Origin of the sequence: Nucisporomicrobium flavum (genome assembly GCF_016464385.1) — a bacterium.
Taxonomy (GTDB): Bacteria; Actinomycetota; Actinomycetes; order Mycobacteriales; family Micromonosporaceae; genus Actinoplanes; species Actinoplanes flavus_A.
Map to the genome: position 1 here is coordinate 292,619 of NZ_JADMLH010000005.1, position 22,759 is coordinate 315,377.

General features: G+C 65.7%; 20 protein-coding genes and 1 pseudogene. 13 read left to right on the forward strand and 8 right to left on the reverse strand.

The window, feature by feature from the left end; all coding sequences use genetic code 11:
• Positions 1-122: 122 nt before the first annotated feature.
• Entirely contained in the window at positions 123-761 is a 639-nt protein-coding gene (locus IT780_RS15340) for a hypothetical protein (RefSeq protein WP_199512208.1), read from the reverse strand.
• Between the two features lie 456 nt (positions 762-1,217).
• On the opposite strand from IT780_RS15340, the gene istA reads away from it, so the two are divergent.
• Positions 1,218-2,831 (forward strand): IS21 family transposase, encoded by a 1,614-nt coding sequence (gene istA / locus IT780_RS15345; RefSeq protein WP_199512209.1) that lies wholly within the window; start codon positions 1,218-1,220, stop codon positions 2,829-2,831.
• Positions 2,828-3,616: an IS21-like element helper ATPase IstB gene (gene istB, locus IT780_RS15350; RefSeq protein ID WP_199512210.1), complete on the forward strand. Its 789-nt coding sequence runs from the start codon at positions 2,828-2,830 to the stop codon at positions 3,614-3,616. The genes istA and istB overlap by 4 nt, the downstream gene beginning before the upstream one ends.
• A 165-nt stretch (positions 3,617-3,781) precedes the next feature.
• Here istB and IT780_RS15355 read toward each other — a convergent pair whose 3' ends face one another.
• From IT780_RS15355 to IT780_RS15365, 3 genes are all read right to left on the reverse strand, one after another.
• Positions 3,782-4,000 carry a hypothetical protein gene (locus IT780_RS15355; protein WP_199512211.1) on the reverse strand — a complete coding sequence of 73 codons (219 nt, stop codon included), beginning with the start codon at positions 3,998-4,000 and terminating at the stop codon, positions 3,782-3,784.
• On the reverse strand, positions 3,984-7,901 hold the full coding sequence (locus IT780_RS15360; RefSeq protein ID WP_199512212.1) for a hypothetical protein: 3,918 nt from the start codon (positions 7,899-7,901) through the stop codon (positions 3,984-3,986). Before IT780_RS15360 ends, IT780_RS15355 begins: the two co-directional genes overlap by 17 nt.
• 423 nt (positions 7,902-8,324) lie before the next feature.
• A complete protein-coding gene (locus IT780_RS15365; RefSeq protein ID WP_199512213.1) occupies positions 8,325-9,137 on the reverse strand; it encodes a hypothetical protein in 813 nt (270 codons plus the stop codon).
• A 237-nt stretch (positions 9,138-9,374) separates the two neighbouring features.
• On the opposite strand from IT780_RS15365, the gene IT780_RS43460 reads away from it, so the two are divergent.
• Positions 9,375-9,590 carry a helix-turn-helix domain-containing protein gene (locus IT780_RS43460; protein ID WP_372443699.1) on the forward strand — a complete coding sequence of 72 codons (216 nt, stop codon included), beginning with the start codon at positions 9,375-9,377 and terminating at the stop codon, positions 9,588-9,590.
• A gap of 129 nt (positions 9,591-9,719) precedes the next feature.
• Here IT780_RS43460 and lexA read toward each other — a convergent pair whose 3' ends face one another.
• On the reverse strand, positions 9,720-10,364 hold the full coding sequence (gene lexA, locus IT780_RS15375; protein ID WP_307831202.1) for a transcriptional repressor LexA: 645 nt from the start codon (positions 10,362-10,364) through the stop codon (positions 9,720-9,722).
• Positions 10,365-11,146: 782 nt separating this feature from the next.
• Between lexA and IT780_RS15380 the strand changes: the two genes are divergently transcribed.
• The 4 genes from IT780_RS15380 to IT780_RS15395 all read left to right on the forward strand — a co-directional run bounded on the left by IT780_RS15380 (position 11,147) and on the right by IT780_RS15395 (position 15,233).
• Positions 11,147-11,767, forward strand: a complete 621-nt coding sequence (locus IT780_RS15380) for a cyclase family protein (RefSeq protein ID WP_199512216.1) — start codon at positions 11,147-11,149, stop codon at positions 11,765-11,767.
• Positions 11,768-11,844: 77 nt separating this feature from the next.
• The gene (gene gntA, locus IT780_RS15385) at positions 11,845-12,579 is read left to right on the forward strand and encodes a guanitoxin biosynthesis heme-dependent pre-guanitoxin N-hydroxylase GntA (protein WP_199512217.1); all 735 of its coding nucleotides are present in this window, start codon (positions 11,845-11,847) and stop codon (positions 12,577-12,579) included.
• Between the two features lie 726 nt (positions 12,580-13,305).
• The gene (locus IT780_RS15390; protein WP_199512218.1) at positions 13,306-14,637 is read left to right on the forward strand and encodes a flavin-containing monooxygenase; all 1,332 of its coding nucleotides are present in this window, start codon (positions 13,306-13,308) and stop codon (positions 14,635-14,637) included.
• The gene (locus tag IT780_RS15395; protein WP_199512219.1) at positions 14,634-15,233 is read left to right on the forward strand and encodes a hypothetical protein; all 600 of its coding nucleotides are present in this window, start codon (positions 14,634-14,636) and stop codon (positions 15,231-15,233) included. Before IT780_RS15390 ends, IT780_RS15395 begins: the two co-directional genes overlap by 4 nt.
• Here IT780_RS15395 and IT780_RS15400 read toward each other — a convergent pair.
• Entirely contained in the window at positions 15,230-16,123 is an 894-nt protein-coding gene (locus IT780_RS15400; RefSeq protein ID WP_307831203.1) for a helix-turn-helix domain-containing protein, read from the reverse strand. The two genes, IT780_RS15395 and IT780_RS15400, sit on opposite strands and share 4 nt — an antisense overlap.
• Before the next feature lie 732 nt (positions 16,124-16,855).
• On the opposite strand from IT780_RS15400, the gene IT780_RS15405 reads away from it, so the two are divergent.
• From IT780_RS15405 to IT780_RS15425, 5 genes are all read left to right on the forward strand, one after another.
• Entirely contained in the window at positions 16,856-17,221 is a 366-nt protein-coding gene (locus IT780_RS15405; RefSeq protein ID WP_199512221.1) for a hypothetical protein, read from the forward strand.
• Positions 17,218-18,165, forward strand: a complete 948-nt coding sequence (locus IT780_RS15410) for a hypothetical protein (RefSeq protein WP_199512222.1) — start codon at positions 17,218-17,220, stop codon at positions 18,163-18,165. Before IT780_RS15405 ends, IT780_RS15410 begins: the two co-directional genes overlap by 4 nt.
• A gap of 4 nt (positions 18,166-18,169) precedes the next feature.
• Positions 18,170-18,682 carry a hypothetical protein gene (locus IT780_RS15415; protein ID WP_199512223.1) on the forward strand — a complete coding sequence of 171 codons (513 nt, stop codon included), beginning with the start codon at positions 18,170-18,172 and terminating at the stop codon, positions 18,680-18,682.
• A 9-nt stretch (positions 18,683-18,691) separates the two neighbouring features.
• Positions 18,692-19,531, forward strand: a complete 840-nt coding sequence (locus IT780_RS15420) for a hypothetical protein (protein WP_199512224.1) — start codon at positions 18,692-18,694, stop codon at positions 19,529-19,531.
• A gap of 126 nt (positions 19,532-19,657) precedes the next feature.
• Positions 19,658-19,867, forward strand: coding sequence for a hypothetical protein (locus tag IT780_RS15425; protein WP_199512225.1), 210 nt, complete (start codon positions 19,658-19,660; stop codon positions 19,865-19,867).
• A gap of 186 nt (positions 19,868-20,053) precedes the next feature.
• Here the strand turns inward: IT780_RS15425 and IT780_RS15430 are convergent.
• Both IT780_RS15430 and ssd read right to left on the reverse strand, forming a co-directional pair.
• Positions 20,054-20,926, reverse strand: a pseudogene (locus IT780_RS15430) (TadA family conjugal transfer-associated ATPase); the annotation flags it as partial.
• Positions 20,923-22,023, reverse strand: a complete 1,101-nt coding sequence (gene ssd / locus IT780_RS15435) for a septum site-determining protein Ssd (RefSeq protein WP_199512226.1) — start codon at positions 22,021-22,023, stop codon at positions 20,923-20,925. The pseudogene IT780_RS15430 and the gene ssd, both read right to left, overlap by 4 nt.
• Positions 22,024-22,223: 200 nt before the next feature.
• On the opposite strand from ssd, the gene IT780_RS15440 reads away from it, so the two are divergent.
• Positions 22,224-22,577: an STAS domain-containing protein gene (locus IT780_RS15440; protein WP_199512227.1), complete on the forward strand. Its 354-nt coding sequence runs from the start codon at positions 22,224-22,226 to the stop codon at positions 22,575-22,577.
• Positions 22,578-22,759: the final 182 nt, after the last annotated feature.

Consider the following 22,759-nt stretch of genomic DNA (forward strand, 5'->3'; position numbering starts at 1 on the left):
ATGTGGACTGGGATCAGCGGCCGGGGTTTGTCGTGGTCGGGGGCTAGGTTCGTGCTGATGTCTGCGAATTCAGGTCGACCGCGCCGAGCGAAACGGTCGTTGCCTGCCCCCCAGTTCGATCTCTACTGCGGTAGCAGGCCGTAACCAGGACTAATTGTCATGCCAGGTGTCAATCCCGTCCGAGCGCGAGCAGCCTTAACAAGCTGGTCAGCAGCGCCTGAAGCGTCGATCCACAGCTGGTAGTCCAGCTGGTTGAAGGACACTTCATGGATGCACGGCGCGGCGAAGCCTGCCCAGTCACGGAATTTGTTCAGCTCGCTGGCCAACGCTTGCATAGCAGCCAAAGGCTGGTCGACTTCAGCGAAATTAACCGGCACATCTCTACGGTGTCGAGCAAGCCGGTTTATGACTTTCAGCAAGGCGGAACCCTCGCTGGTGTTCACGTACCGGACGGTGAGCTCGCCGGCGACCGGGTCGAAGATAACGCCACCGAATGCATCGGCATAGACAGCTCCGGCAGCCTCGATGCGATGGCCTTGGCTCGCCACGGCAGTTTGATCGACCGGAGCCCAGTTATCGTCCCTCTCCGTGCGAACGCGTTCGTGCTGCTGGGAGGCGACGACGTTCGGTGCCTGGCTGGCCGCAGCCTCAGTTGAGCAAGGGGCGGTCACAGCCGATGTGACCGGCTGCGCCGTCCCGCACCCTCCGGCCGCGGTGGCAGCGATCAGCACCACCGTGAGAATCGGCGTTCGTTCCAGCATTTCGCCCCCGATGGATCAGCTCGCAGATCATCATTCCATGCTGTGGCGGCGCCTCGCTCCGAGTCGCGGGATGTCGTCGATACGAACACCATGTCGGGTCGTGAAGGCGGAGTTGTGTCTGCGGTGATCAGCGGAAAGGTGAGTCCCGCGTTCCCGTTGACCGGACATTTGGGGAGCAGGCGTTGGATGCAACTGTCGTTGTTCGTCGCGGCCCAGCTGCTACCGGTGAGTCCTGCCCGATCTAAGCGTCAGAGAGGTGCCGGCCTTCGGTTTTCGTGCTGGTCTGCGGCCGGCCGCCCTGGCGTCAGCCGGGTTCTGGGCTGGGTTTTGTCGGTCACTTTCAGAGCCACTGCGGGGTGGACTCGATCGGGTGTATTCGATTGTTCGTCAGTTCCGGAGCCACCCGTGGCGGTGGGAGCATCTGCTGGTCTGGACGGAGGCCGGTGGATGCGGCGGATGTCGAAGGTTGAGTTGTTCGCGGCGCTGCGTCGCGATTCGGCGGCGGGGGCTTCGGGTCGAACGCTGGCGTTGCGGTATCGGGTCAGCCGCAACACGGTGCGCGAAGCGCTGCAGTCGGCGTTGCCGAAGCCGCGTAAGCAGCTGCCGCCGCGGGCATCGCGGCTGGATCCGTTCAAGCCGGTGATCGATGACATCCTGCGCGCGGACCTGTCGGCGCCGCGCAAACAACGTCATACCGTGCGGCGGATTTTCGCCCGGTTGCTCGACGAGCACGGCATGCAAGGGGTGTCCTACCAGGTCGTGCGCGGCTACGTCGCGCAGCGCAAGCCGAAGATCCATGCGGAGGCCGGGCGTGGTCCGGTCGCGGTGTTCTTTCCGCAGACACACCGACCTGGCGTCGAGGCCGAGGTCGACTTCGGCGAGGTCACGATCAATCTGCGCGGCGCCCCAGTGACCTGCATGTTGTTCGCGTTGCGGTTGTCGTTCTCCGGCAAGGCGGTGCACCGCATCTTCGCCTCGGGCGGCCAGGAGGCGTTCCTCGAAGGCCACGAGCATGCCTTCGAGGCGTTGGGCGGGGTTCCAGTCGGGAAGATTCGTTACGACAACCTGCGCGCCGCGGTGGCCCAGGTGCTCGGATTCTCCCGGCAGAGGGTGGAGACGGCGCGGTGGACAGCGTTTCGTTCGCACTACGGCATTGAGGCGTTCTATTGCCAGCCCGGGCTGCAGGGAGCACACGAGAAGGGTGGTGTCGAGGGCCAGATCGGCTGGTTTCGCCGCAACCACCTCGTCCCGGTTCCCGACGTCGAGTCGTTCGAGCAGCTCAATGCCATGGTCGACGCGTGGGACGCAGCCGATAACGCCCGGCGCATCGGCAGCCGGCCTCGCACTGTCGGTGAGCACTTCGCCATTGAGCAGCCTCTGCTGGCCCCGTTGCCGGACGAGCGGTTCGAGACGGGCACCTGGGTGGCACCGCGCGTCGACCGCTACAGCCAGATCACGGTTCGCACCAATCGATACTCCGTCCCGATCCATCTGGTCGGCCGGCAGGTCCGCGTTCACCTGCACGCCTCGCACCTGGTGGTCTATGACGGCCGCGACGAGGTCGCCCGCCACGAGCGGCTAATGGCCAAGGGCGGATCCCGGCTGAACCTCGATCACTACTTGGAAGGGCTGCTGCGCAAGCCGGGCGCGCTGCCGGGCGCGACCGCGCTGGAGCAGGCCAGAGCAGCCGGGAAGTTCACCCCGGTGCACGACGCCTGGTGGGCGGCGGTCTGCAAAGCCCACGGCGACGCCGCGGGCACCCGCGCGCTGATCGAGGTGTTGCTGCTGCACCGGCACATGCCCCACGAACACGTCGTCGCCGGGCTCGCCACCGCGGTCCGCGCCGGCGCGCTGACCGTCGATGCGGTCGCGTTGGAGGCCCGCAAGTTCGCCGAAGCCGACGACGCTCCCGCCGCCCGCGATGACAGTGGATTCCGCCGCCCGCCGAACAACGTCGTGTCGCTGACTCAGCGACGCCTTGCGCAGCTTCCGCAGGATCGGCGGCCCCTACCCACCGTCACTGCCTACGACCAACTGCTGCGCCTGCGCCGCGAAGGGACCGCAACATGACCTCCACACGTCATCGAGGGCTCACCCAGCAGGCCGCCGAGGCCGCCGTCGACTCCGCCTGCCGGCTGCTGCGCCTGCCCACCATCCGCTCGCAGTTCAACGAACTGGCCGATGCTGCCGCCCGCGAACAGATGAGCTACCGCGGATTTCTTGCTGAGCTGCTCATGGCCGAGTGCGACGACCGAGCCCGGCGACGGTCAGAACGCCGTATCAAAGCTGCCGCGTTCCCCCGCGACAAGAGCCTGCGCGCATTCGACTTCGACGCCAACCCGAACATCGACCCCGCGGTCATCCACACCCTCGCCACCTGCGAATGGGTGAGAAAGGGCCTACCGCTCTGCCTGATCGGTGACTCAGGCACCGGCAAGTCGCACTTGCTCATCGCGTTGGGCACCGAAGCGGCAATGATGGGCCACCGGGTCCGTTACGTGCTGGCCACCAAACTCGTCAACGAACTGGTCGAAGCCGCCGACGAGAAGATGCTGGCCAAGACCATCGCCCGCTACGGCCGCGTCGACCTGCTCTGCATCGATGAGCTCGGCTACATGGAACTTGACCGCCGCGGCGCCGAGCTGCTCTTTCAAGTCCTGACCGAACGCGAGGAGAAAGCCTCCGTCGCCATCGCCTCGAACGAGGCGTTCTCCGGCTGGACCAAAACATTCACCGACCCACGGCTCTGCGCCGCGATCGTCGACCGGCTCACCTTCGGCGGCAATATCATCGAGACCGGCACCGACTCCTACCGCCTCGCTCACGCCCGCCAGCGCCAAGACATCCTCACCTAGGCCCTACGAGGAAGCTTCCACGGGAGCGCTGGGCGACCAGCCTGCGATGACCAGCGCTGGGCCGAGCTCTCGGTGGCTCCGAAACTGAGCGACATCGATCACCCGGCTTTCCCTCGAGTGGCCCCCAAACTGGCTGACTTTCGGATCCCGAACTCGCAGATCTAATCACACAGTGGAGAAGGCGGGACCGGGGCCGTGCCGGTTGCCGCCGGGCAGCCACCTGCCCCAGTCGACCTCCGGGTGCGCCGTGAACGTCCACCCGTTGCCAGCGGCTCGTCGTCGCAGCCGGTCTTGTTCGCGGCGCCTGCGGCGACTACTGAGCACCGCGACGACCGCGACGAGGGCGGCGAACACGGCTGACGAGCCGTCAACGATCGCCCTCACCCTCAGCCGAGCGGTCCTCTCTCCGCGCGTCATCGCGGTAGGACCGGCTCAGCCCCTCAAGCAGCGCTCCCGAACGAGGCCACCGGCCGCGTACGCGGGCGGCCGCCTCGCTGTATTGGTCGGCGAGCGTGCGCTCTTGCGCTCCGCCCGAATAGACGCCGCGAGTTGTGACACCGCGCTGGTTCATCCGCGCCACAGCGAGATGCTCGTCGAGGACCATATCGCCGAGGACCTCAAGGACGTCGCGGACTGGCTCGCTGGGCCATGTGCCGTCCTCGTCTGTGACGGCGCCGGACAGCGCATCGCCTAGAACGACTGGCAGCACTCGGGCGCGACCGGACGCGGTGAGCAGCTCGCGGACCGATTCCACCCATCGCAACATGCCCTCGGTGGTCGGCAACTGACCGTCGACGGAACCAGGGAGCGGCGTGCGCCATTCACGCAAGACAGTCCAGGCCGCACTGAATGTCTGTGACGACGTCGCGTTGTCCTCCGCCCTTTCGTCAGCTGAGTCCGCGTCGGGGGCCGGATCCGGCGGGTACATCAAGGACACGAGGCCAACGAAGGCGGCGGGATCGCGGGCGAGCTCTCGATGCAGGGCTGCCGGTCTGCGGCTGTCGTCAAGAAGCGGCTGGTAAAACCACTCGAGCTCTGCGAGCAGCGTGTCGTCCGCGCCGGCTTCTTGGAGACGGTCGAGCAGACGCCCGACCGCGTAGTCCGGCGACAGCGCGCGCGAGATATCTTCGGTCGAGGCCAAGGTCGGCGCCTTCAGCGCCTGGACAGCCAGGTCGAGGTCGGCGCCGAAGCCTGCCTGGCTCAGCAAGTGGATCGCCGTCCAGGACCGGCCGTGATCGAGCAGGCGCCGCGTGACGGTTGGGGTCAGTTCGTCTGGGACTCCCCACGGCTGCATGTCGCGCCAAAACTCATCTTGCGTGTCCGGCTCCAGGTTGTCCACAAGCGTCAGCAGGGCCTCGTCGATCACCGCGGTCCGGCACAGCGCTGCAGCCTGCGCGGGCCTGGCGGTTACCGTGGCAGCGAGCCAGCCCGCTTCCTGTTGTTGACGGTGCGCCGCCAGACCGGCGGCCATCGCATGTAGAGGCTGCGACGAGCCCGCAAGGTGCTCGAGGACCGCTGAGTCGTGGTCGGTCGTGACTGAAGCTAGAGCGTCGCCGACGGCTGCCGGGTTCTCGGATGCCTCGGCCAAGCGAAGTACCGCTGGCAACCCGTCGTTGAGGCAGCGTCGCACCGCTTCGCCCCTTGCGGACGCCAGCGCCTCTAGATCGGGATCCTCGCGGTCGAGGTTGAGCCCGCGTCGGAAAGGCAGCCACGAGAACAGCTCGGCATCGTCGGGATGGCCGCCGGGGAGGGCGTAGGTATCCAGGAACACCTCGAGAGGCTGAAGGGCTTGGTCGGGCAGCGCCCAGCCTGCGTCCGGGTGCCGGCGATGCTTCGCAACAATCTCCGCGAGACTGGCGAGTACGGTGCGACGTGCTTCCTCCTGCAGATCGGGCCATGCGGTCTCAGCTGCGTCGAGTAGCGCGTGCCGGCCGGGCTCCCGAAACCGGTCGACGAGAGCGAAGGCGGCGGCGAGCCGGTCCGGGTTGGTGTCGACATCATCGGCGATGCGTGTAGCCAGGGCGTCCAGTGCGTCCACGATGTCATTCAAGCCCGCGCGCGGCGGCCGCTGCCAATCTCGGAACTTGGGGCCGTTGACCAGTATCATCCCTCGGTCGACGTGGCTGACGAGGTCGAGCGCGAGCCGCCAGGCCGCCTGAGGTGCGACGGTCCGAATGGCGTCGAGCGCGGCGATACGCGTCGTCGCATCAACCGCACCTTGTGGGATGCGCAGATGTAGCGCGGCAGCGAGAGAGGCGCTGGGCCGGTTGGCGAGCCGCCCGCCCGGATCCCGGTCGGCGAGGCGACCAAGCACAACAGCTACCCGAGACAGCAGTGCAGGCGACCAGGCGAGGCTCTCCAGCGCCCACAGCAGCGGGGAATGGTCGCTACTCCTGCCCAACCCGAAGTCGTCCGACGTCTCGGCGAAGAGCGACATTACCGGCGGGTCAGCTCCGTCGAGGGAGTGCTCGACGCATGCGAGAAAACCCTCGGGCGACGCCTCAGCCAGCAGTGGAAGCAGATCAGCGACTGCTTGCCAGCGCACGGCATCGGCATCATGGAGCAATTCGCGGACAAGCTGGGAGGCGCGTTGCTGACCGGTGAGACCGCCGGGAAGTTCCCGATTGCCGACGACAGCGCCGAGGATTGCCGCGGTCGTGGCCATGCCACGGCGAAGCGTGTGGGAGTGTCGGCGGCGCGGCGCTCCGGCCTCGCTGAGTGAAGCAGCGATGCGCTCCCGTGCTGTTAGTCCTGAACCGGGGTCACTCTCGCCCAGCACGCCCGGCGCCAGCACCTGAAACGCATCGAGATCCTCGGCCGTCAGGGCGTGGTTCAGGGCGTCCCATGCATCCACCGGATCGGCGAACTCCCACCGGCGGTCTCTCAAAAGCAGCGGTGCGTCCTCGCCTGACGTGAGCGTGCTGAGGTCCCGGGCAGTCGTCCGCCAGCCGCGGTCGGTCAAGCTCTGCAGCGTTTCCAGGTCGCCTGGGACGTTGTCAGCCCAGGCGCCGGCTAGCAACAGCGGCGCGAGCAGGTTCGCCGTGGTGTCCGAGGCCCACGGCGGCTGGCGGAGCCAGCCGGGCCGGCCGATGCGTCGACGCAGCGATGTCAGACTCCGTCTCGCCGCCCGTCCGTACTCGTCGGCGCGGTCGTGGTCGAGCCCGGCGGCGATCCATACCTCTCTTGCGAGGTGCCGGTGCAGCCGAGGTAACCGGTCGTCGGCGGTCCTACCGGCGCCGGCCAGTACGACGTGGTGGCCGGCGCGGAGGGCGTCGCCGATTTCAGGCTCAGCGAACATGGCCACGAGTACCGTAGGGCTCTCGTGAGCGGCCACTCGCCGCCATGCCCGCACGTCCTCGACAACGAGGGTCCGTTCGAGGAGCGCTTCAAGCTCGGCCGGCGCGCCGGTGGCGCGCGCGAGCCCCATTGCGGTGTCGCTAGCCTCCGCGGAGGACGATCCGACGGGCTCGCCCGGCTCCGTATCCGCAACGGCGCCTACCGGCTCCTCCGACCCGCGGGGCGCGTCCACTGGCGGATCCTCGTACGTCTGACGTGGATTGATGCTCGCGTCTTGCGGCGGCTCCGCCAGGAGACTGGCCGCAACGAACGCCACGGACTCGTCCCGGCTCGCCGAAGCCACCACCTGCACGCCCGGCCCGCCGCGGAGCTGGTCCCGAAGGCGGTGAACGTGGTCGTCGCGGCCCGCCAGCAGCAGCGCTGCTGGGATGGCAGGCTGAGTGCGCTCCGCCCAGTTCTGATACCAGTCCCGAAGACCGATCACACCGTGCGGATCCCGCCCGAGCTGCTCGGATGCTAGCCATCGGTGCACTCCAGGGCACAGCGCGAGCCACGCAGCAAGATCCTCCGCGTCGAGCACCTGGATATCCGCCCAGCCATCGTCGTCTTCCGTGCGGCGGTCAACCCACTCCTGCGAGCCGGGCCACCGCCGGCTCGTCACGAATACGAAGACGACGCCAGCGCGCTCCTCCTGGGTTGACCCGTCGACCCGCTTTCGGTAGTCGCGCTGCGCCTTGGCCTGGGGGTCGCGGCCCGTACCCATTTCCCATACCGAGCGACCCGGCGGCAGGAACGGCGGCGCGCCGGATGGGCTCATGACCTCGCCATCGAGGCCGGACAGCCCGACGCCTTCAGCGGCGGGCATGCGAAGTGTCTCCGGAGCGGCCACCGCGAGGATGAGGCGCCGTACCAGAGTCGGCAGGTGCTCGCGCGAGTCGTTGCGCTCCGACCACTGCTCTAGATCGGTCGCGGTCAGCAACTCGGTCATTGAACCCCCTTACCGTTTCCAAGATAGGTCACCTGGACGACACGTTGCCCGCTGCTGCGGCCCTACGTCCGCATTCCGACTGAGTGCTCGGCCCGTAGCCACGCTCGAGGCGAACGCTGCCCGGGGGCATACCCGCTTCATGCCCCCGACAAGGCGCATCCCGCCCCGGCATCCGCCGCCGTGATGAACGTGCGCTGGCCGACGACAGACGTCCCCGTGCTCGCCGAGGAGTGGCGCCCTGACTCGGTGCCCGGTCGGGCCCTCGACGCCTCCGCCCCTTTGGGTTGGCATCGGACGCGCCGCGGTAGAGTGATGATGGTTGGATGTCGAACGCATCTTTTAGCGGGTACTTGATAGCCTGCTGATCGTCGGCACGGCGGACGTGACCCTCGGTGTGACCGCGAAGTTTTGCAGACTCCGAAGTTATGCGCCGGAGGCCAAGCCGCTGCGCTGCGCAGGGGCGGCGAGCGTCCCGCCGCTGCGGGCCCGGCTTCGTTCACGCTGGCTGGTGAGGTGACAGCCGGCGTGGCACCAGCGACGGGCGCCAACGGCACGCCCTGCAGCGATGAGGTCGCCGACGCTCACCGGCTCTGTGCACCGGGCGCAGACACCGGCCATCCGGGCCGTTGTCGCCTGCTGTGCCAGCCGGTACGCAGAAAGGATCTTCGGGTCGTCGGCCCGGCAGTTCCCGTCACGCTCACGATCGCCGTGCCCGCAGACGAGACGATCGGCGCGGCCCTGAAACGCCGCCCCGATGTAGCCACATGCCGGGCATCTCGTCCACTGATACCACCGATCGCACGCGGTGTACATGGAGTTGCGCGTTCCACCGACCGGGCCGCGGCCGGTCATGTCATCTGGCGCCGGGACCCCACCGACGGCGTAGAGCGCGTCCCGGGCGCGCCACTGCGGCGGCAAGGCCACGATTGGATGTGGGGCCTCGGGATACCACGAGCGGTCCAGGGTCGATTCGCGCACCTCGTACAGTTCGTCGTCCGCGGCCTCCGCGAACCTGCGCCAGCGCCGAAACTCCAGGCCGCCGGCGACGTCACCACCGACCTGGAACCACAGCCGGTGCTCGGGCAGCCAAAAGTCAGGATGAAACCCGTCCACGCCGGTCACCGAGAAGGCGTGGGGGCGAAACAGCCATGGCATGCAGAGGTGCCCGAAGAAGAGTGCCCACTGGGCATGCCGCGTGGAGGGGAACTCCACTCCGGCGAAGAGAGTCGTCGTCACGTCGAAGGCAGGCTTTCGGTTTCGATGAACGTTGCCGTTCCCTGACGGGGAGCGCCTACCCCTACGGCCTGGTTCGTTGCGCGCCGCGGGTGACCGGCCATGCACGAGTGCCCCCGTTCGAGGAGGAGTCGCGCAGTCTCGAGCACCATAGCCAGCTTTAGGGAACAGCTGTTCGCTGACACACGGGGTTTCGCAGGGTTTGCTCCCAAAGTGACCAACGCCCTTCCGCCTTATGACATGGCGGCTGTGGCGTTGGCGGTCGCCCAGGCACGCCGGTCCGCGGGAATGACCGTCGAGGAAGTGGCGGCGGCAAGCGGACTGACTCGGCGAGCCCTCACCTTCATCGAGGGCGGCCACAGACTTCCGACCCTCCCCTCTCTGTACGCGATTGCGCATGCCGTCGGGGTTCCGCTCGGTCAGCTCGCCGAGGCGGGCGATCCGCTGTCCAGGTAGCAGCGCGCATTCCTCGTAAACACCCATGTCGGAGTACGCGAGCATCGCGGTCCACCCCGCCATGGCCGAACTGCTCCGGCGACGCACTTGCGTAGCCGCCGAGGAAGCACATCCTCAGCGTCCGACGCCCTAAAGGCGCCGCAGCGCACAGGTGACTTTGCCAAGGATCACGGCGTCGTCCCCGCGCAACGTCTCGAAGACCGGGTTGCGAGGGACGAGTTCGACGTGTCCGTTCCGCACGCGGTACACCTTGATCGTGGCTTCACCGTCGATCAAGGCCGCGACGATGTCACCGCTTTGCGCCACTGGCTGCTGACGCACCACCACGATGTCGCCGTCGCAGATCGCCGCTTCGATCATGGAGTCGCCTCTGACATGTAGCGCGAACAGCGTTCCACGACCGACCAGGCTGACCGGCAACGTCAGCTCGTCCTCGACGAACTGTTCAGCGACGATGGGGTACCCCGCCGCGACGGTGCCAAGAAGCGGAACCCGGACCTCGCCGCCTGAACCGGTGCGGCCATGCGCCGTAGTCGGCGCCCGAGTACTCAGCGCCCTCGGACTGCCGGTACGGCGGAGTAGCCCCCGCCGCTCCAACTCCTTGAGATGGTGAGTGACCGAGGAAGGAGATCTCAGGCCTGCTGCGCCGCCGATCTCTCTGACTGTCGGCGGATAGCCATGCTGGTTGATGTACTCGTTAACCACGGCAAGCACGCGTTCTTGCTGGGCAGTCAGCAGGCGCGGGTGCCGGTCACTGCCTACTCCTTCAGTCACGCGTGGCAGCATACGCCACTATTCGATCATGTGTACTAAAAGCAATCGCTCGGGTGGCGCGGCGCGGCTGTCCAGCGAACGTTCTTGCCGGCCCGGACGATAATGACGCCCCTGCGCGGGCGGACAGTTGCACGTCACCCATGTCGAGCGCGACGACTTCGCCCAGGCGCAGGCCGGCGTAGTAGGGCAGCAGCGCAACGACCCGGTCGCAGGGCTGCGCCAGCGTTCGACAGTGCCTAGCCAGCGCACACTGTCGCGGGCGTCGAAACTGCGGGGGCGTGTGGGGTTCGAGCCGGGCGGCATGGGGGTACCGAGGCCGGCTCGGGTAGAGAAGTCGCCGAGTGCGTCGCGCCGAGTGCGCCGGTACTGGCGAGCCGGTCGTGGCGCGGCTGGTGCACGCTGCGGTCTTGCGGTGTCCTGAGCCGACCGTTGCATCGGACGGGGAACGAGTTGTTGAGCAGGGCTTTAACGGACAGACGTGGTGATAGTCGAGCTTACTCACCGACAGCTGCCATCGCGAAGAAGGTTTAGCTGGGTCGCGACTTTGTACCACCTCAAGATTAATCCAGCGAGTCTCCAGGCATCAGCGGCTTGGGTCCCACGGCGGACCTCTTGATCTGCGCTACACCGGCAGCCTCTACACACCGACATGCGCTCCGTCTCCCAAGCAACGTCAGAGACTGGCCTTGAGTGCAACTACACGAAGTGAGTACTCAGCTCAACTACTGCCTTGCTCTTGGGAAGGCAACCCTGCATCCTTGACATGACACTATGGAGGTCTCATGTCCGGATTGATCGACATCTCACGTTCTATCAACGCGGCCGCAGCGGTGTATCCAGGCGACGATCCCATTGAGCTTGCAGCCGTTTGCGAGATTGGGCCAGAGGCACCTTGCAACATCACGTCACTCGGCGGATGGACAACCCACTTCCTAACGCATATCGATGCTCCCAAGCATTTCATCCCGAATGGCATAACGCTGGATCAGCTGCCGCTTGATCGATTCATCATGCCGGCGATCGTGGTAGAGGTAGGGGGCGACGCCGTCACCGCCGAGGATGTGCCGACGCAGATCGCCGGTAAAGCGGTACTCTTCAAGACAAGGAACTCCGCGACGGAACCGACGACCTTCGATGAGCGGCACGTCTACATCGGTAAGGACGCGGTTCAAGTGATCATCGAACGTGGAGCTAAAACTGTCGGGATTGACTACCTCAGTGTTGACCGGTATGGCGACGAGGAGTACCCCGCACATCGAGGCCTGCTGAGCAATGAGATCTTAATTCTTGAAGGACTAGACCTTTCGGCGGTCACGCCTGGCTCGGAGTTCGAACTGAACGCCGTACCGCTGAGAATCGCCGACGCTGACGGTTCTCCTGTACGGGCGTTGCTACGCCGGTAAGGCTAACGACCTGCCGGGCCGGCCAAGTTTCTCAGCGGGCTTTCGACGTAGCGCCTTAGCAAGACCTTGGAGAAGCTATGACGTTGAACCTCAACCGCGACGCAAACTTCGCTGATATGACGCCCGGTCGCACCAGTCAGCACGAGGAGCAGTTCACTCGCTTCCGCGAGAAAATCGCACGACAGGACTTCCCTTGCCTCGGAGCCAAAGCAGCGCTGAGGCAAGGGACCCTCCAGCTTAAAGCTTACGAGTGCATGTTGAACGGCGCTTCCGTTCAGTCGCTCGCGAGGGACCTGGAAGCTTTCGTTCAGGACAACGCCGAGACGCCATCCGAATTTGCTGTGCTTGCAGCTGTGGACCCAGCGGCAAGAATGCCAGACGAGATTCACTTCGAAAAGGCTCTTTTCGACGTGCTGCAGCGGCTGCATCAGATCGATCCTGGAACGTGGGATCAGCGCGTCTCTACCGACCCCGCAAACTCCGCGTTCAAGTTCTCTTTCGCCGGACGAGCATTCTATGTCGTTGGCGTTCACCCGCAAGCGTCTCGCATAGCGCGACGCTTTGCGCTGCCGGCTCTCATATTCAACCCCGTGTGGCAGTTTGACGTACTACGAAGCAGGAAGCACCTCGAACGCTTGATAAGGCTAGTACGCAATCGGGACACCGCGCTTCAAGGCGGCATCAACCCAAATTTGCGCTACGAAGGCATCCTTTCCGACGCGGCTCAGTACAGCGGTCGCGCGATTGAGGAAGGGTGGACTTGCCCATTTGCGCACCGAGAGGCGGCACCCGAACGTGAGTCACGGACGTAGGATTTACATTCACCAACACTCCTTTCGATACCTAGCACTGCAGAGCAATGAAGTGGCTGCTGAGGTATTGGCGGCGCTAGCCGCGGTCAAGGCGGGGCGGTTGGTATTTCATCACCTCGTTGACGCGGGGGCGGAGTTAGGCCTACTAAGCGCTGATGTAGCGTCGAACGCCCGACGATTAATCAGAACTAACCTGTATTCGAGAATGACAACGCTACTTCGCTCCACAGGATACAGGAGTAGGTATCCTCCTGCCTTTCATGCCTTCTCTCCAGTATTGGATGAAACTGAATCGGTGGTCGCGAGTTGTGCCGAATCCGGTTACATGACGTACGCAACGAGCGCGAAGGCTGCAGAACGGATGTATGCCGACTCAGTCTCGTTGGCGCAGTTGAGCCGTGCGGCGGCACGTGGCGAAGGGCCAGCGGACTTAACGATCCTCCGAGGGTCGGTAATGGCCAAGATTGACGCAGCGGTCGGGCATGGACCTCACAAAGGACTTCACTATGGTCGTACCCTCAAGGCCGCCTCTGTCATGACGGGTGACTTACGAGATGCTGAAAGCGGAGCGATACAGGATGTACTCGTGACAACGAGATACGTCATCGATCAGGTGCGAATTAAGGCCGACGTGCACACCGACCGTCTGTTCGTCGATTGTGCTAACGCTGTGGAGAGGGCGCTGACGAAATATCGACGGTCTCTCCTCTAGGTTGAGAAGGTCAAATGAGTCGCCGTGATCAGTACCTCATAGTCGGCGCCGGCCCTGCCGGTCTTGCAGCTGCCCGGCTCATGAAGGAAAGAGGGCACCGGTTCGTTCAAGTTGACCGCAACCTAGGAGTTGGGGGAATATGGAATACAAATTCCAAAACTCCCCTCTATGACAGCGTCAGACTAATCACCTCGCGCGAAATGTCGAGTTTTCTGGGCAGTCCGATGCCTGCAGATTTCCCTGATTTTCCAGATCGAAGACAAGCACTTGGGTACCTGGAGACGTACTCTGAGGCGACCGGTAGCTTGCCTGATGTACGGTTTGGACTTGGGGTATCCCGTGTATCACCTGCTGATAGACAGCAGTGGCGTGTGACTTTTGACGACGGCACGGTAGAGATCTTCGACGGCGTGCTCATGGCATCGGGCTTCAACCAAACTCCCTACATGCCGCGTCGATACACGGCCTTCAAAGGGACGGTGATCCATTCGTCGGAGTACTGGACTCCTTATGAGTTCGCCGGGCAGAGAGTATTGGTTGTCGGCTGCGGGAACTCGGCGATAGACATTGCGGCCGAATGTCTTTCTGCGTCAGCAACGGTAGATATATCTATTCGCCGCCCGCGGTGGTGGATCCCGCTATATCTTGACGGCATACCAAGCGATCTTCCCGATCTTGCTAGCTTGGACTTAAATGACCCGCTATGCGCGCTGAAAGATCAGCTACGTCTGCGGGAAAGGCTTATTGGGGAAAACGAGCAGTTCGTTACCCGAGGCTGGCGCGTTCCTATTACGCTTCCCATGGAGCTGCCATTTGTGGAGTCACCCAATTTACCAACCTTGCTTGGTGATGAACGGGGATGCATACAAGGGAATGTAACGGCCGTCGAAGGAAGTAGAGTGCATTTCGCGACCGGCCCCTCAAAAGAGTACGATACGCTGATCGTATGCTCCGGATATAGAGATGACATCCCATACCTTGACGGGTCATTGAAGTCATGGGACAGCTATATCCTAAATATTTTTAACCGAAGGTTCGCTGGGTTATACGCACTCAACAATCTACATTCAAACTTAGGCGGCTTCTGGACGGCGGAGATCTCGGCTCAACTTGTCGTCATGCTCCTCGACGCGAACGCCACGCAGGAGAGGTCTGGGTGGGACAGGGTTCAGGAGTGGGCGAGTCGGCCGTTCGACTTAAGGGCGGGCGGCCAATTTGGCGAGTGTCCGCAACATTCGCCGACAGTATATGGGCTAAGGTACATAGCCGCAGCCCGCGACCTGGCGCTGCAGCTTGGAGGAACACTACAGGTCCATCCGTTGTGGTGCTGGGAGGGTTTGCAATGAAGGAGAAGCTTCAGGAACTCGCAGAGAACATGCCGCGCCTTGCGCCCGAACATGCGCATGACCTCTGGGGACTTTATCGGGACGGCAACCGAGTGCGGCAAATTGTCGATATGCTGGTTGAGCCATTCACCGACGTGGGATTGACTGCCGTTGTTGGCGGCGAGGCGCGTGGCTTTCTGCTGGGGGGTATGGCGTCCTACGCGTTGGGCCTGCCGTTTATCCCCGTCCGCAAGGCAGGCGGTTACCTGCCTGGACCTAAAGTGTCGGAGGTATCGAGACCTGACTGGGAGGGTAAAACTAATAGGTTCCAAATCCAGGACGGTGCTCTCTCGGAGCGGGATCGCATCTTGGTGCTAGACGACTGGTACACAACTGGAAGCCAAGGTTCCGCTATAAGGCGATTGGTTGAAAGAGCAGGGGCAACATTCGCGGGAGCCGCGGTGATCGTAGAAGAGGGCAATGACTGTTTCCCTGATCTGCTCGGCAGGTTTCATGCGCTTCTACGGTGGAGTACGCCGATCGAATGCTTCCAGGTAAGCCCATTCAATCTGTCGTTGCAGGAAGAGGATCGTATGGGTTTGTCAGTTGCCAGCTAGACCCTCTCGGCCTTCTTCCATATGCTCGTGAACTGTTTTAGAGCGTTGTTTAGGTGCCTTTCGTCGAACAAAGCGTCCGCAAGGAGCTGAGCCGAAGGCGGAATCGAATATCCAATCCAGCCGTCGCCGTTCGTGTATGGCTGCACCTGCTCGAAGAAGGAGGGCTGCTCTTTCCGGAGGTCATCCAGTGCAAGCCGATATACGCCAAACCCGGCAAATAGAGGCACGTCCGCTATGCGGAATTGGCAGTACGATGTAACCTTTTCGCCCGAAGTGTGTTCTGCAAGGAGTGTCCTGAACTTAGACACAAGCGGCTTCCAGTCAACTTCCATTAATCCGGGGAGAAGGAACTGGTAGCTGCGGCCGGCGGCTATGTTTCGAGCGACCACCGGAAAGAATCTGCCGGCTGTGTCCTTCGCGTCGGGTAAATCGATGACATCATACTGCAGGTTCATTGAAACTAGAAGGGTCTCCTCGCTGTAGCCCTCTAGCAACAAAGTCTCGTCGTCGTGGAGCATTCCGGCGGCGGTAAACTCGCTTGTCATCTGCAACGCAGATTCGACAGCGTCGTCGACTTGCTTTGCGAGCGCCCGCCCTACACGGGCCACGAGCGCAGAGTGCTGCTCCGTCTGGCTTTGAATGCGCGATAGCGATAGGTCGATGTATCGCGCCAGAGGGCCGTAGTCCAGCTCCGCCACGCCGCGTTTCTGATCTCCATAAACCATGTAGTCAAGTGAAACGTCGAAGAAGGCTGCAAGCTTGACTAGCGTCTCAAACTTAGGGTACGTGCGGCCCGAGAGGTACTGGGACAGAGCCCCTGCAGTGATGCCGACCTGGTCGCAAATTTCTTGTCTATTTCTCCTATAGCCTCCTTCGTCGATCAGGCGCACGAGCATGTCCTTCAGCTTTACTTCACGTGTCATCTTGCGCTCTCGTGACTCGTAGTAGCACGTCTGGGGAGGCAGTGAGCCTCGGCCGCTATAACCGCACTTAAATGATCTTTGAGTGTGGCTTCAGCGGTCGTTGCAGCGCCGATCGCGCTGGCTCATCATGGAATCACCAGGGTCGCGGCTTTACTCGCGAGGGGAAGGGAGGAGATGTGGCCCGACGGGACGACACCCCGTCGGGCCACGGCGCGAGACCTGGTTTTGGTGGCCATGCCTCGCTAGGAGGAAACGTGTCCTCATGTAAGAACGATACCGGATCGGCGCCCACGCGCCGAGAGCCGGCAGTGCCTGCACGCCAAGCTCGGAAGTTCGGGCTTTGCGAGTTCGCCTTGTTGCTGAGCGCGGCTTTCGATGTCGTAGGCGTGCTCAAGGGCTACGACGGCGGATGGGCATTGTTAGCAGCAGCGTCGCTTGCGCTCAAGATCGCTGCAGACTTGGCTAAGTCGGTCAAGTTGTAACGTCAAGGACGGCGGTGCGGCGACGGAAGTTTGGTACCTCGACGCACCGCCGTTACTAGGTCTCCTAGGAGCATTCGAGGCACGCTCGGCGGACGACGCGCCTAGATCTGCGAGTGACCTGCGCGCCAATCGCGCAGGTCGTCGCGTCTGGCAGCAGCACCTTCGTCGATGTCGTGTGCTGCTACATTCGCCTCGGACCTACGGGAGGAGCCTGGTCGTGCCACACAGCGGCGAGGAGTTCGGGTCCGACCTTGTCGATCTCTACGATGCGGGTCGGTACAAGTTGAAGGCGGTCGCGGATCAGTTCCGCACGGCCGGCGGGGAGTTGTTCCGCACCGACGGGACCGGGATCCTGGCTCGCCATCCGGCACTCGGCGGAACGTACGGGCCGGCCAAGGCGTCGTGGGAAGATCTGCGCGACGCGGTCGTAGATGTCATCTTCAAGACCGCGGCGAACATGGACGACACCGGGCTCGCGCTGATGATGGCCGCCGACGAGTACGCCAAGACCGACGAGGTCGCTCGCAAGAAGTACGAGGACCTCAAGGGCGCGTTGGACCAGTCGCACGGGGTGCCGTCGTGAGTTACGAGCAACTCGCGCAGCACGCCGCGAAGCTCGAGCAGTCCGCGGTGATCATGGACATGCGGCAGCGCGGGTTCACCTACCACAACGGCCGGTTCAGCGACGCCAGCATGGACGACAAGACGGTGCAGGGCGCGGTGGACGCAACGGTGGCCCGGTTCTCCGGGGTGGCCGACCTGTTCACGCCGTTCCTCGGCATGCCCGACCCGGACGCCTTCACGCCGTTGCGTGACACCTTGGCGCGCGTCGCGAGCACGTTGAACAGCGGGCAGGGCGAGCTGCCGTACAACTCGGCCAGCGTGCTCACCAACCCCGAGCTCGGCAAGATCGACGACGTCAAAGGCTTGGTCAAAGACTGGTACGGCGGGGCCGCGCTCAACTTCAAGGACAACTTCCTGTCGAAGTGGTACCCGATCACCTCGAACCAGTTCGCGCTGGTGATCGCGCTCAAGGGCGGGATCGAGGCCGAGGCGGCGCTGTGGCGCGAGGCGCGCAAGAACGTCGACGACCTCGCTCACAAGGCGCAGGCGTCGCTGGACGCGATGCTCGACTGCAACCCGAAGAACGTGGCGCTGCTGCTGACCGTCGCCGGCTCGATTTTCGCGATCGGGGCCTCGGTGGCCAGCGGCGGGCTGGCGATCGGCCTGACCATCGTCGGGGAGGCTGCGTCGTCGTCCGCCGCGATACCGATGAAGGACCCGGAGAAGGTCGAGTTCGGCGGCAAGAATGTCGCCGAGATCGTCAGTGGCATCCAGAACGGGCTCAACAAGCTGGCCCAGCAGATCGTCGACGCCGAGAACGTGGTGCGCGACGCGATGAACAACGCGCTCAGCGTGCTGCACCAAAACCCGGACCGGATCATCGCGCCGCGCCCGCAGCTAGCAGACGCCACACCGGCGACCGTACGCGACAGCACGGTCGGTCTCGGCACGGCGGAGGGCTGAGCGGATGGGGGAACTGGCCGACCGGGTCGACAGCATGCGCGTCAGCGTGTCCACCCCCGACGGCGGCCTCACCGCCGAGCTGCGCGACCGCGACCAGTTGTCGTTGACCTTCCGCGACGGTCTCTACCAGCTGCTCGACGACGCCGACCTGGGGCGGCGCCTCGCCGTGCTGGCCCAGCTGCTGTGGGTGGCACGCACCCGCGAATACTGGCGCATCTACGGCGACGTGACCGGCGACTACTCGACCGGCGAGGACAAGCCGATCAGCGAACGCGACATCGCCTGGAAGACCGAACGCGACAACCTCGAGGTGACCGGCTCGTCGGCCGACGGGCGAGTCACCGTACGCTGCGTCGGGATGCGCCAGTGGCAGGTCACCGTGCGACCGGGAACCGTACGCGCGCTCGACGAGCACCAGTTCTCGATCGCCGCAGGCGAGGCAGCCGGCGCGCTGATCCGCGACCAGTTCGCCGCGCTGGCCGCGTTGTCGAACAAGTACTACGGCGAGGATCGGTAGGCAGTGGCAATGACTGTGCGGCGTACCCCTCTCGGGGCTGTGCTCGGCGTGCTCGTGCTGGCGGCCGTAGCGTTCGCCGGCTGCGACTCCGACGGCGAGCCGGACACGCAGGCCTGCCGCCTGGTCGCCCCAACGCCCTCTGCCGGGCCGGCGGACAGCTCCGCCGTCAAGGTCACCGAGCAGGGCTACACGACGGTGGCCCCAGATTTCCCCCGCAACTCCACCGACGCGCCGCGGGTCAGCATCGGCGCGGTGCTGCAGAACACGAGCGATCAAGTCGCGTACCGCACGCGGGTCGTGTTCGACGCCCTCGACGCCTCGGGCACGTCGGTCATCTCCGGCCCGCAGGCGACGTACAAGATGATCGAAGTGCCCATCCTGCTGCCCGGCGCCACGATTGCCGTCGGCGACACCCTCGTCGCCGACGAGAAGTCGACCGTCGCGAAGGTCTCGGTCACCCCGGCCGTGACCGCCTGGCTCCCACCCGGCGACGCGAACAACGGCCTAGCCCGGATCAGCGCGACCCCGGCCGCCAACCCGGGCACCCGGGCAGCAAACGGTTCGGCCACCGTGGCGTTCACCATCGAAAGCGGCAACTGCACCGACCTGCTGTCGCGCGGCATCACCTTCGCGTGGCGCGACGCCGCGGGCAAGCTCGTCGGCGGCAACACCGACGCGCAGACCAAACAATCCGCCTGCCAGACCGGCGGGGCTAACCAGCCGATCACCGCCATGTCGCAGCCCAACACCGTGCCGGTGACCGCCGACCTCGCCAAGACCGACATCACCGCACTCTGCGATGTGGCTCCGGGCGCGGGCGCTGTGAGCTCCGGACAACCGATCAACTGAGCTGCTGGTGCCGGCACGACGGCCGTCGGCTTCAAGATCTGTCGTCGACGGTGACGCTCGGTGCGTTGAGCGCGCCGGACCATCTGGGTTTGCTGTTGTCGTCGCGCTACTCATCGCCCAGCCTATGTGCTCGAACGGCTGCCGCGCTTCCGCCAGCACAAGGGCTGCCGTCGCAGCGCGGCCGGCGAACTGCACGACCACGCCCGGCCGCTACGCGACCGGGCGATCCTGCACACCTTGCTCGGCACCGGCCTGCGCCGCGAGGAACTGGTCAACCTCGACTTGGCAGGAGTCCGCGAGCAAGGCCGAATGAGGGATCGGCTCGTCGCTTTCTAAGCCTGCTTCTGCTACGCCGGGCGACGCCCAGAAGAGGCAGTCAGTCTCACCCCGTCGCAATGTCGTCCTGCCGACGGCCTGGAGGGTGGCTGAGCAGGGATTACTGCTACTGACATGTTTAGGTGCCGGTGACATGTTTACTGACATCTAGATGGCTCTACTGACATAAATCTTGGCGAGCCACACCCCCTCGTGGCCGGTGTTGAGGGCACCGAGCAGGTCGACGATCTCGGCGCCCCGGCACTCCCCGACGACCAGGCGGTCCGGTCGCATGCGCAGGGCCTGGCGGACGAGCTCGGTGAGGCTCACGGCACCCGCACCCTCGACGTTGGAGGTGCGCGCCTGCAGCGTGACGACGTGCGGGTGCAGCGGCCGCAGCTCGGCGGCGTCCTCGACCAGCACGATGCGTTCGGTCGGCGGTACGAGACCGAGCAGCGTCGCCAGCAACGTGGTCTTGCCGGTGCCCGTGCCGCCGGTGACGAGGTAGGCCAGCCGGGCCTCCACCACCGCGACGAGGACCGCGGCGAGCGCGGGCGGCACTGTGCCGTGCCGCACGAGGTCGGCCAGGCTGAACGGGCGCTGACGGAACGTGCGCAGCGACAGATAGGGCCCGGTCGTGGCGACCGGCGGGAGGACGGCGTGCAGGCGGGTGCCGTCGGGCAGGCGTGCGTCCGCATACGGCAGGCCGTCGTCGAGCCGGCGGCCGCACGCAGCGGCCAGGCGCTGGGCGAGGCGGCGTACGTCGTCCGGGCCGCCGACGTCCACGGCGGCCCGGTGCAGGCCCTCGCCCCGGTCCACCCACACGTGCACGCCGTTGACCAGCACGTCGGTCACCGCCGGATCGGTGAGGAGCGGGGCCAGCGGGCCGGCCCCGACGAGGTGGTCGCGCACCCGGCCGGCGAGGCGCTGGACGGTCGGGTCGCCGAGCACGGCCGCGTCGGCCTCCCGGCGTACGGCGGTGACCAGGGTGGCCTGCGTCGCGTCGAGCCGCTCCTCGGCGATGTGCCGCCGGACCCGCTCGGCGAGCGTCGGGGACGCGGGGGTGGGCCGGCCGGTCATGCCGCTTCCGCCGTCGCCGCGTCGGTGCGGTCCTTGAGCAGCCGCCGGCACAGCTCGGCCAGCGGTCCGCGCCCCTCGGCCGTGGGCGCGTGTCCCCGCTCGAGCCCGTGGCAGAGCGCCTGCTCGGGCCGGAGTGAGCCGGCCAGCGGCAGGCCGAGCGAGCGGGCCACCTCGCGCGCCTTGAGCCTCCCCGGCGACGGGCCGCGCACCACGACCGACAGATGTTGGCAGTGCAGCCGGGCGGCCGTAGCCACGCGGGCTGCCGCGGCCGTGGCGCGCAGCTCGGCAGGGACGATGAGATAAGCCCGGTCGGCGGCCTCGAGGGCGGTCACCGCGGCGCCGTCGAGGTGCCGGGGCAGATCGACCACGGTGAGGTCACGCCGGTCCCGGGCGACCTCCATGGTGATCGCCATGGCCTCCGGCGGCACCGGCTGGGCGGCGGCGCGACCGTACGACAGCAGCACCAGGTCACCGCGGCGCGGCAGGGCCCGGAGCAGAGCCGACGGGTCGACCTGATCGCCGGCCTCCGCGATCGCCGCCCAGCGCAGGCCGTCGACGTCCTCCCAGCCGAGCACGAGATCGAGCCCGCCGCCCAGCGGGTCGGCGTCGAGCAGCAGGGTGCGCTGCCCCTCGCGGACGGCGGTGACCGCCAGCCCGGCCGCCAGGGTGCTCGCGCCGGCGCCGCCCCGGCCGCCGAGCACGGCCAGGACGCGGCCGGCCGACGGCGGGCCGGGAGGCTGCCCGAACAGGTCGGCCAGCCAGGGCTCGGCGGTCGGCAGGACAGCCACGTGCTGCGCGCCGATCGAGCGGGCGACGTCCCAGGCGGTGGGGGCGATGGGCTCGTGGCTCACGACGACGACCCGCTCGTGGCGGGGCAGCCGGGCGCGCCGGCACGCCGCGGCCTGGTCCGCGCCGATCAGGACCAGCGGCGCCTGCGGGTATCGGCTGCGGGCCGCGGCGGGGTCCGCAGCCACGTCGACCTCGGTGCCGCTCACGGCGGCGAGCCGCAGCAGGTCGTCGAGCAGGACCGGGTCGGCGGTGACGACGAGCGGCAGGGCCGGGGACGGTCCGGGTGGGGCGGGGGTACGGGCGGGCATCGCGTGCTCCAACGGTCACGGCGGACGGAACGGGGTCATCACCGTGGCGGTCGGCGGCAGGCCCGCTCAACCGGGGACGGACAGCCTGTGGATAACTTGTGGACCTGTGGAAAACCCGTGGTCGACGGGCGGATCTGCTACGACGAGTGGGCACGCCAGGGGTTGGGTATGTTGGTGCCGACCCGACCGATGGAGTTGGCATGCAGAACGCGATCCGGAGCGTGCTCGGCGAGGACGGCACCGCCCTGGTGACCGTCCAGGGTGAGATCGACTTCTCCAGCGCCGACGAGGTCGCTCAGGGGATCCGCGACGCCGTGTCCCACGGGTCGCCGGCCGAGGTCCGCATCGATCTCACCGACGCCTCCTTCATCGACTCGACGGGGCTCGGCGCGCTGATCGAGGGCTACCGTGCGGCCACCGAGGCCCGGACCCGGTTCGTGGTGACGAACCCCAGCCCCAGCTTCCGGCGGGTGCTCTCGGTGACGGGCCTGTGCGAGCTGTTCGGCATGGAGGACGGGCAGTCCGCCGATCTGAGCCAGGCGACGGGAACCTGACCGCAGGGCGGGACCCGTGGGGCTGGACCACAACTCCCGCCCGGATGGTCGCTTCGCGTGTGCGTCGTCGGCCTGGCTGTGGCCGTACCTGAAAAGGGAACGACCCCCGTCGGGGGTGACGGGGGCCGTCCGAGGATTCGGCTCCGGGGGGGTCGAGCCGAATCGGCTCGGTGATCGCGGGG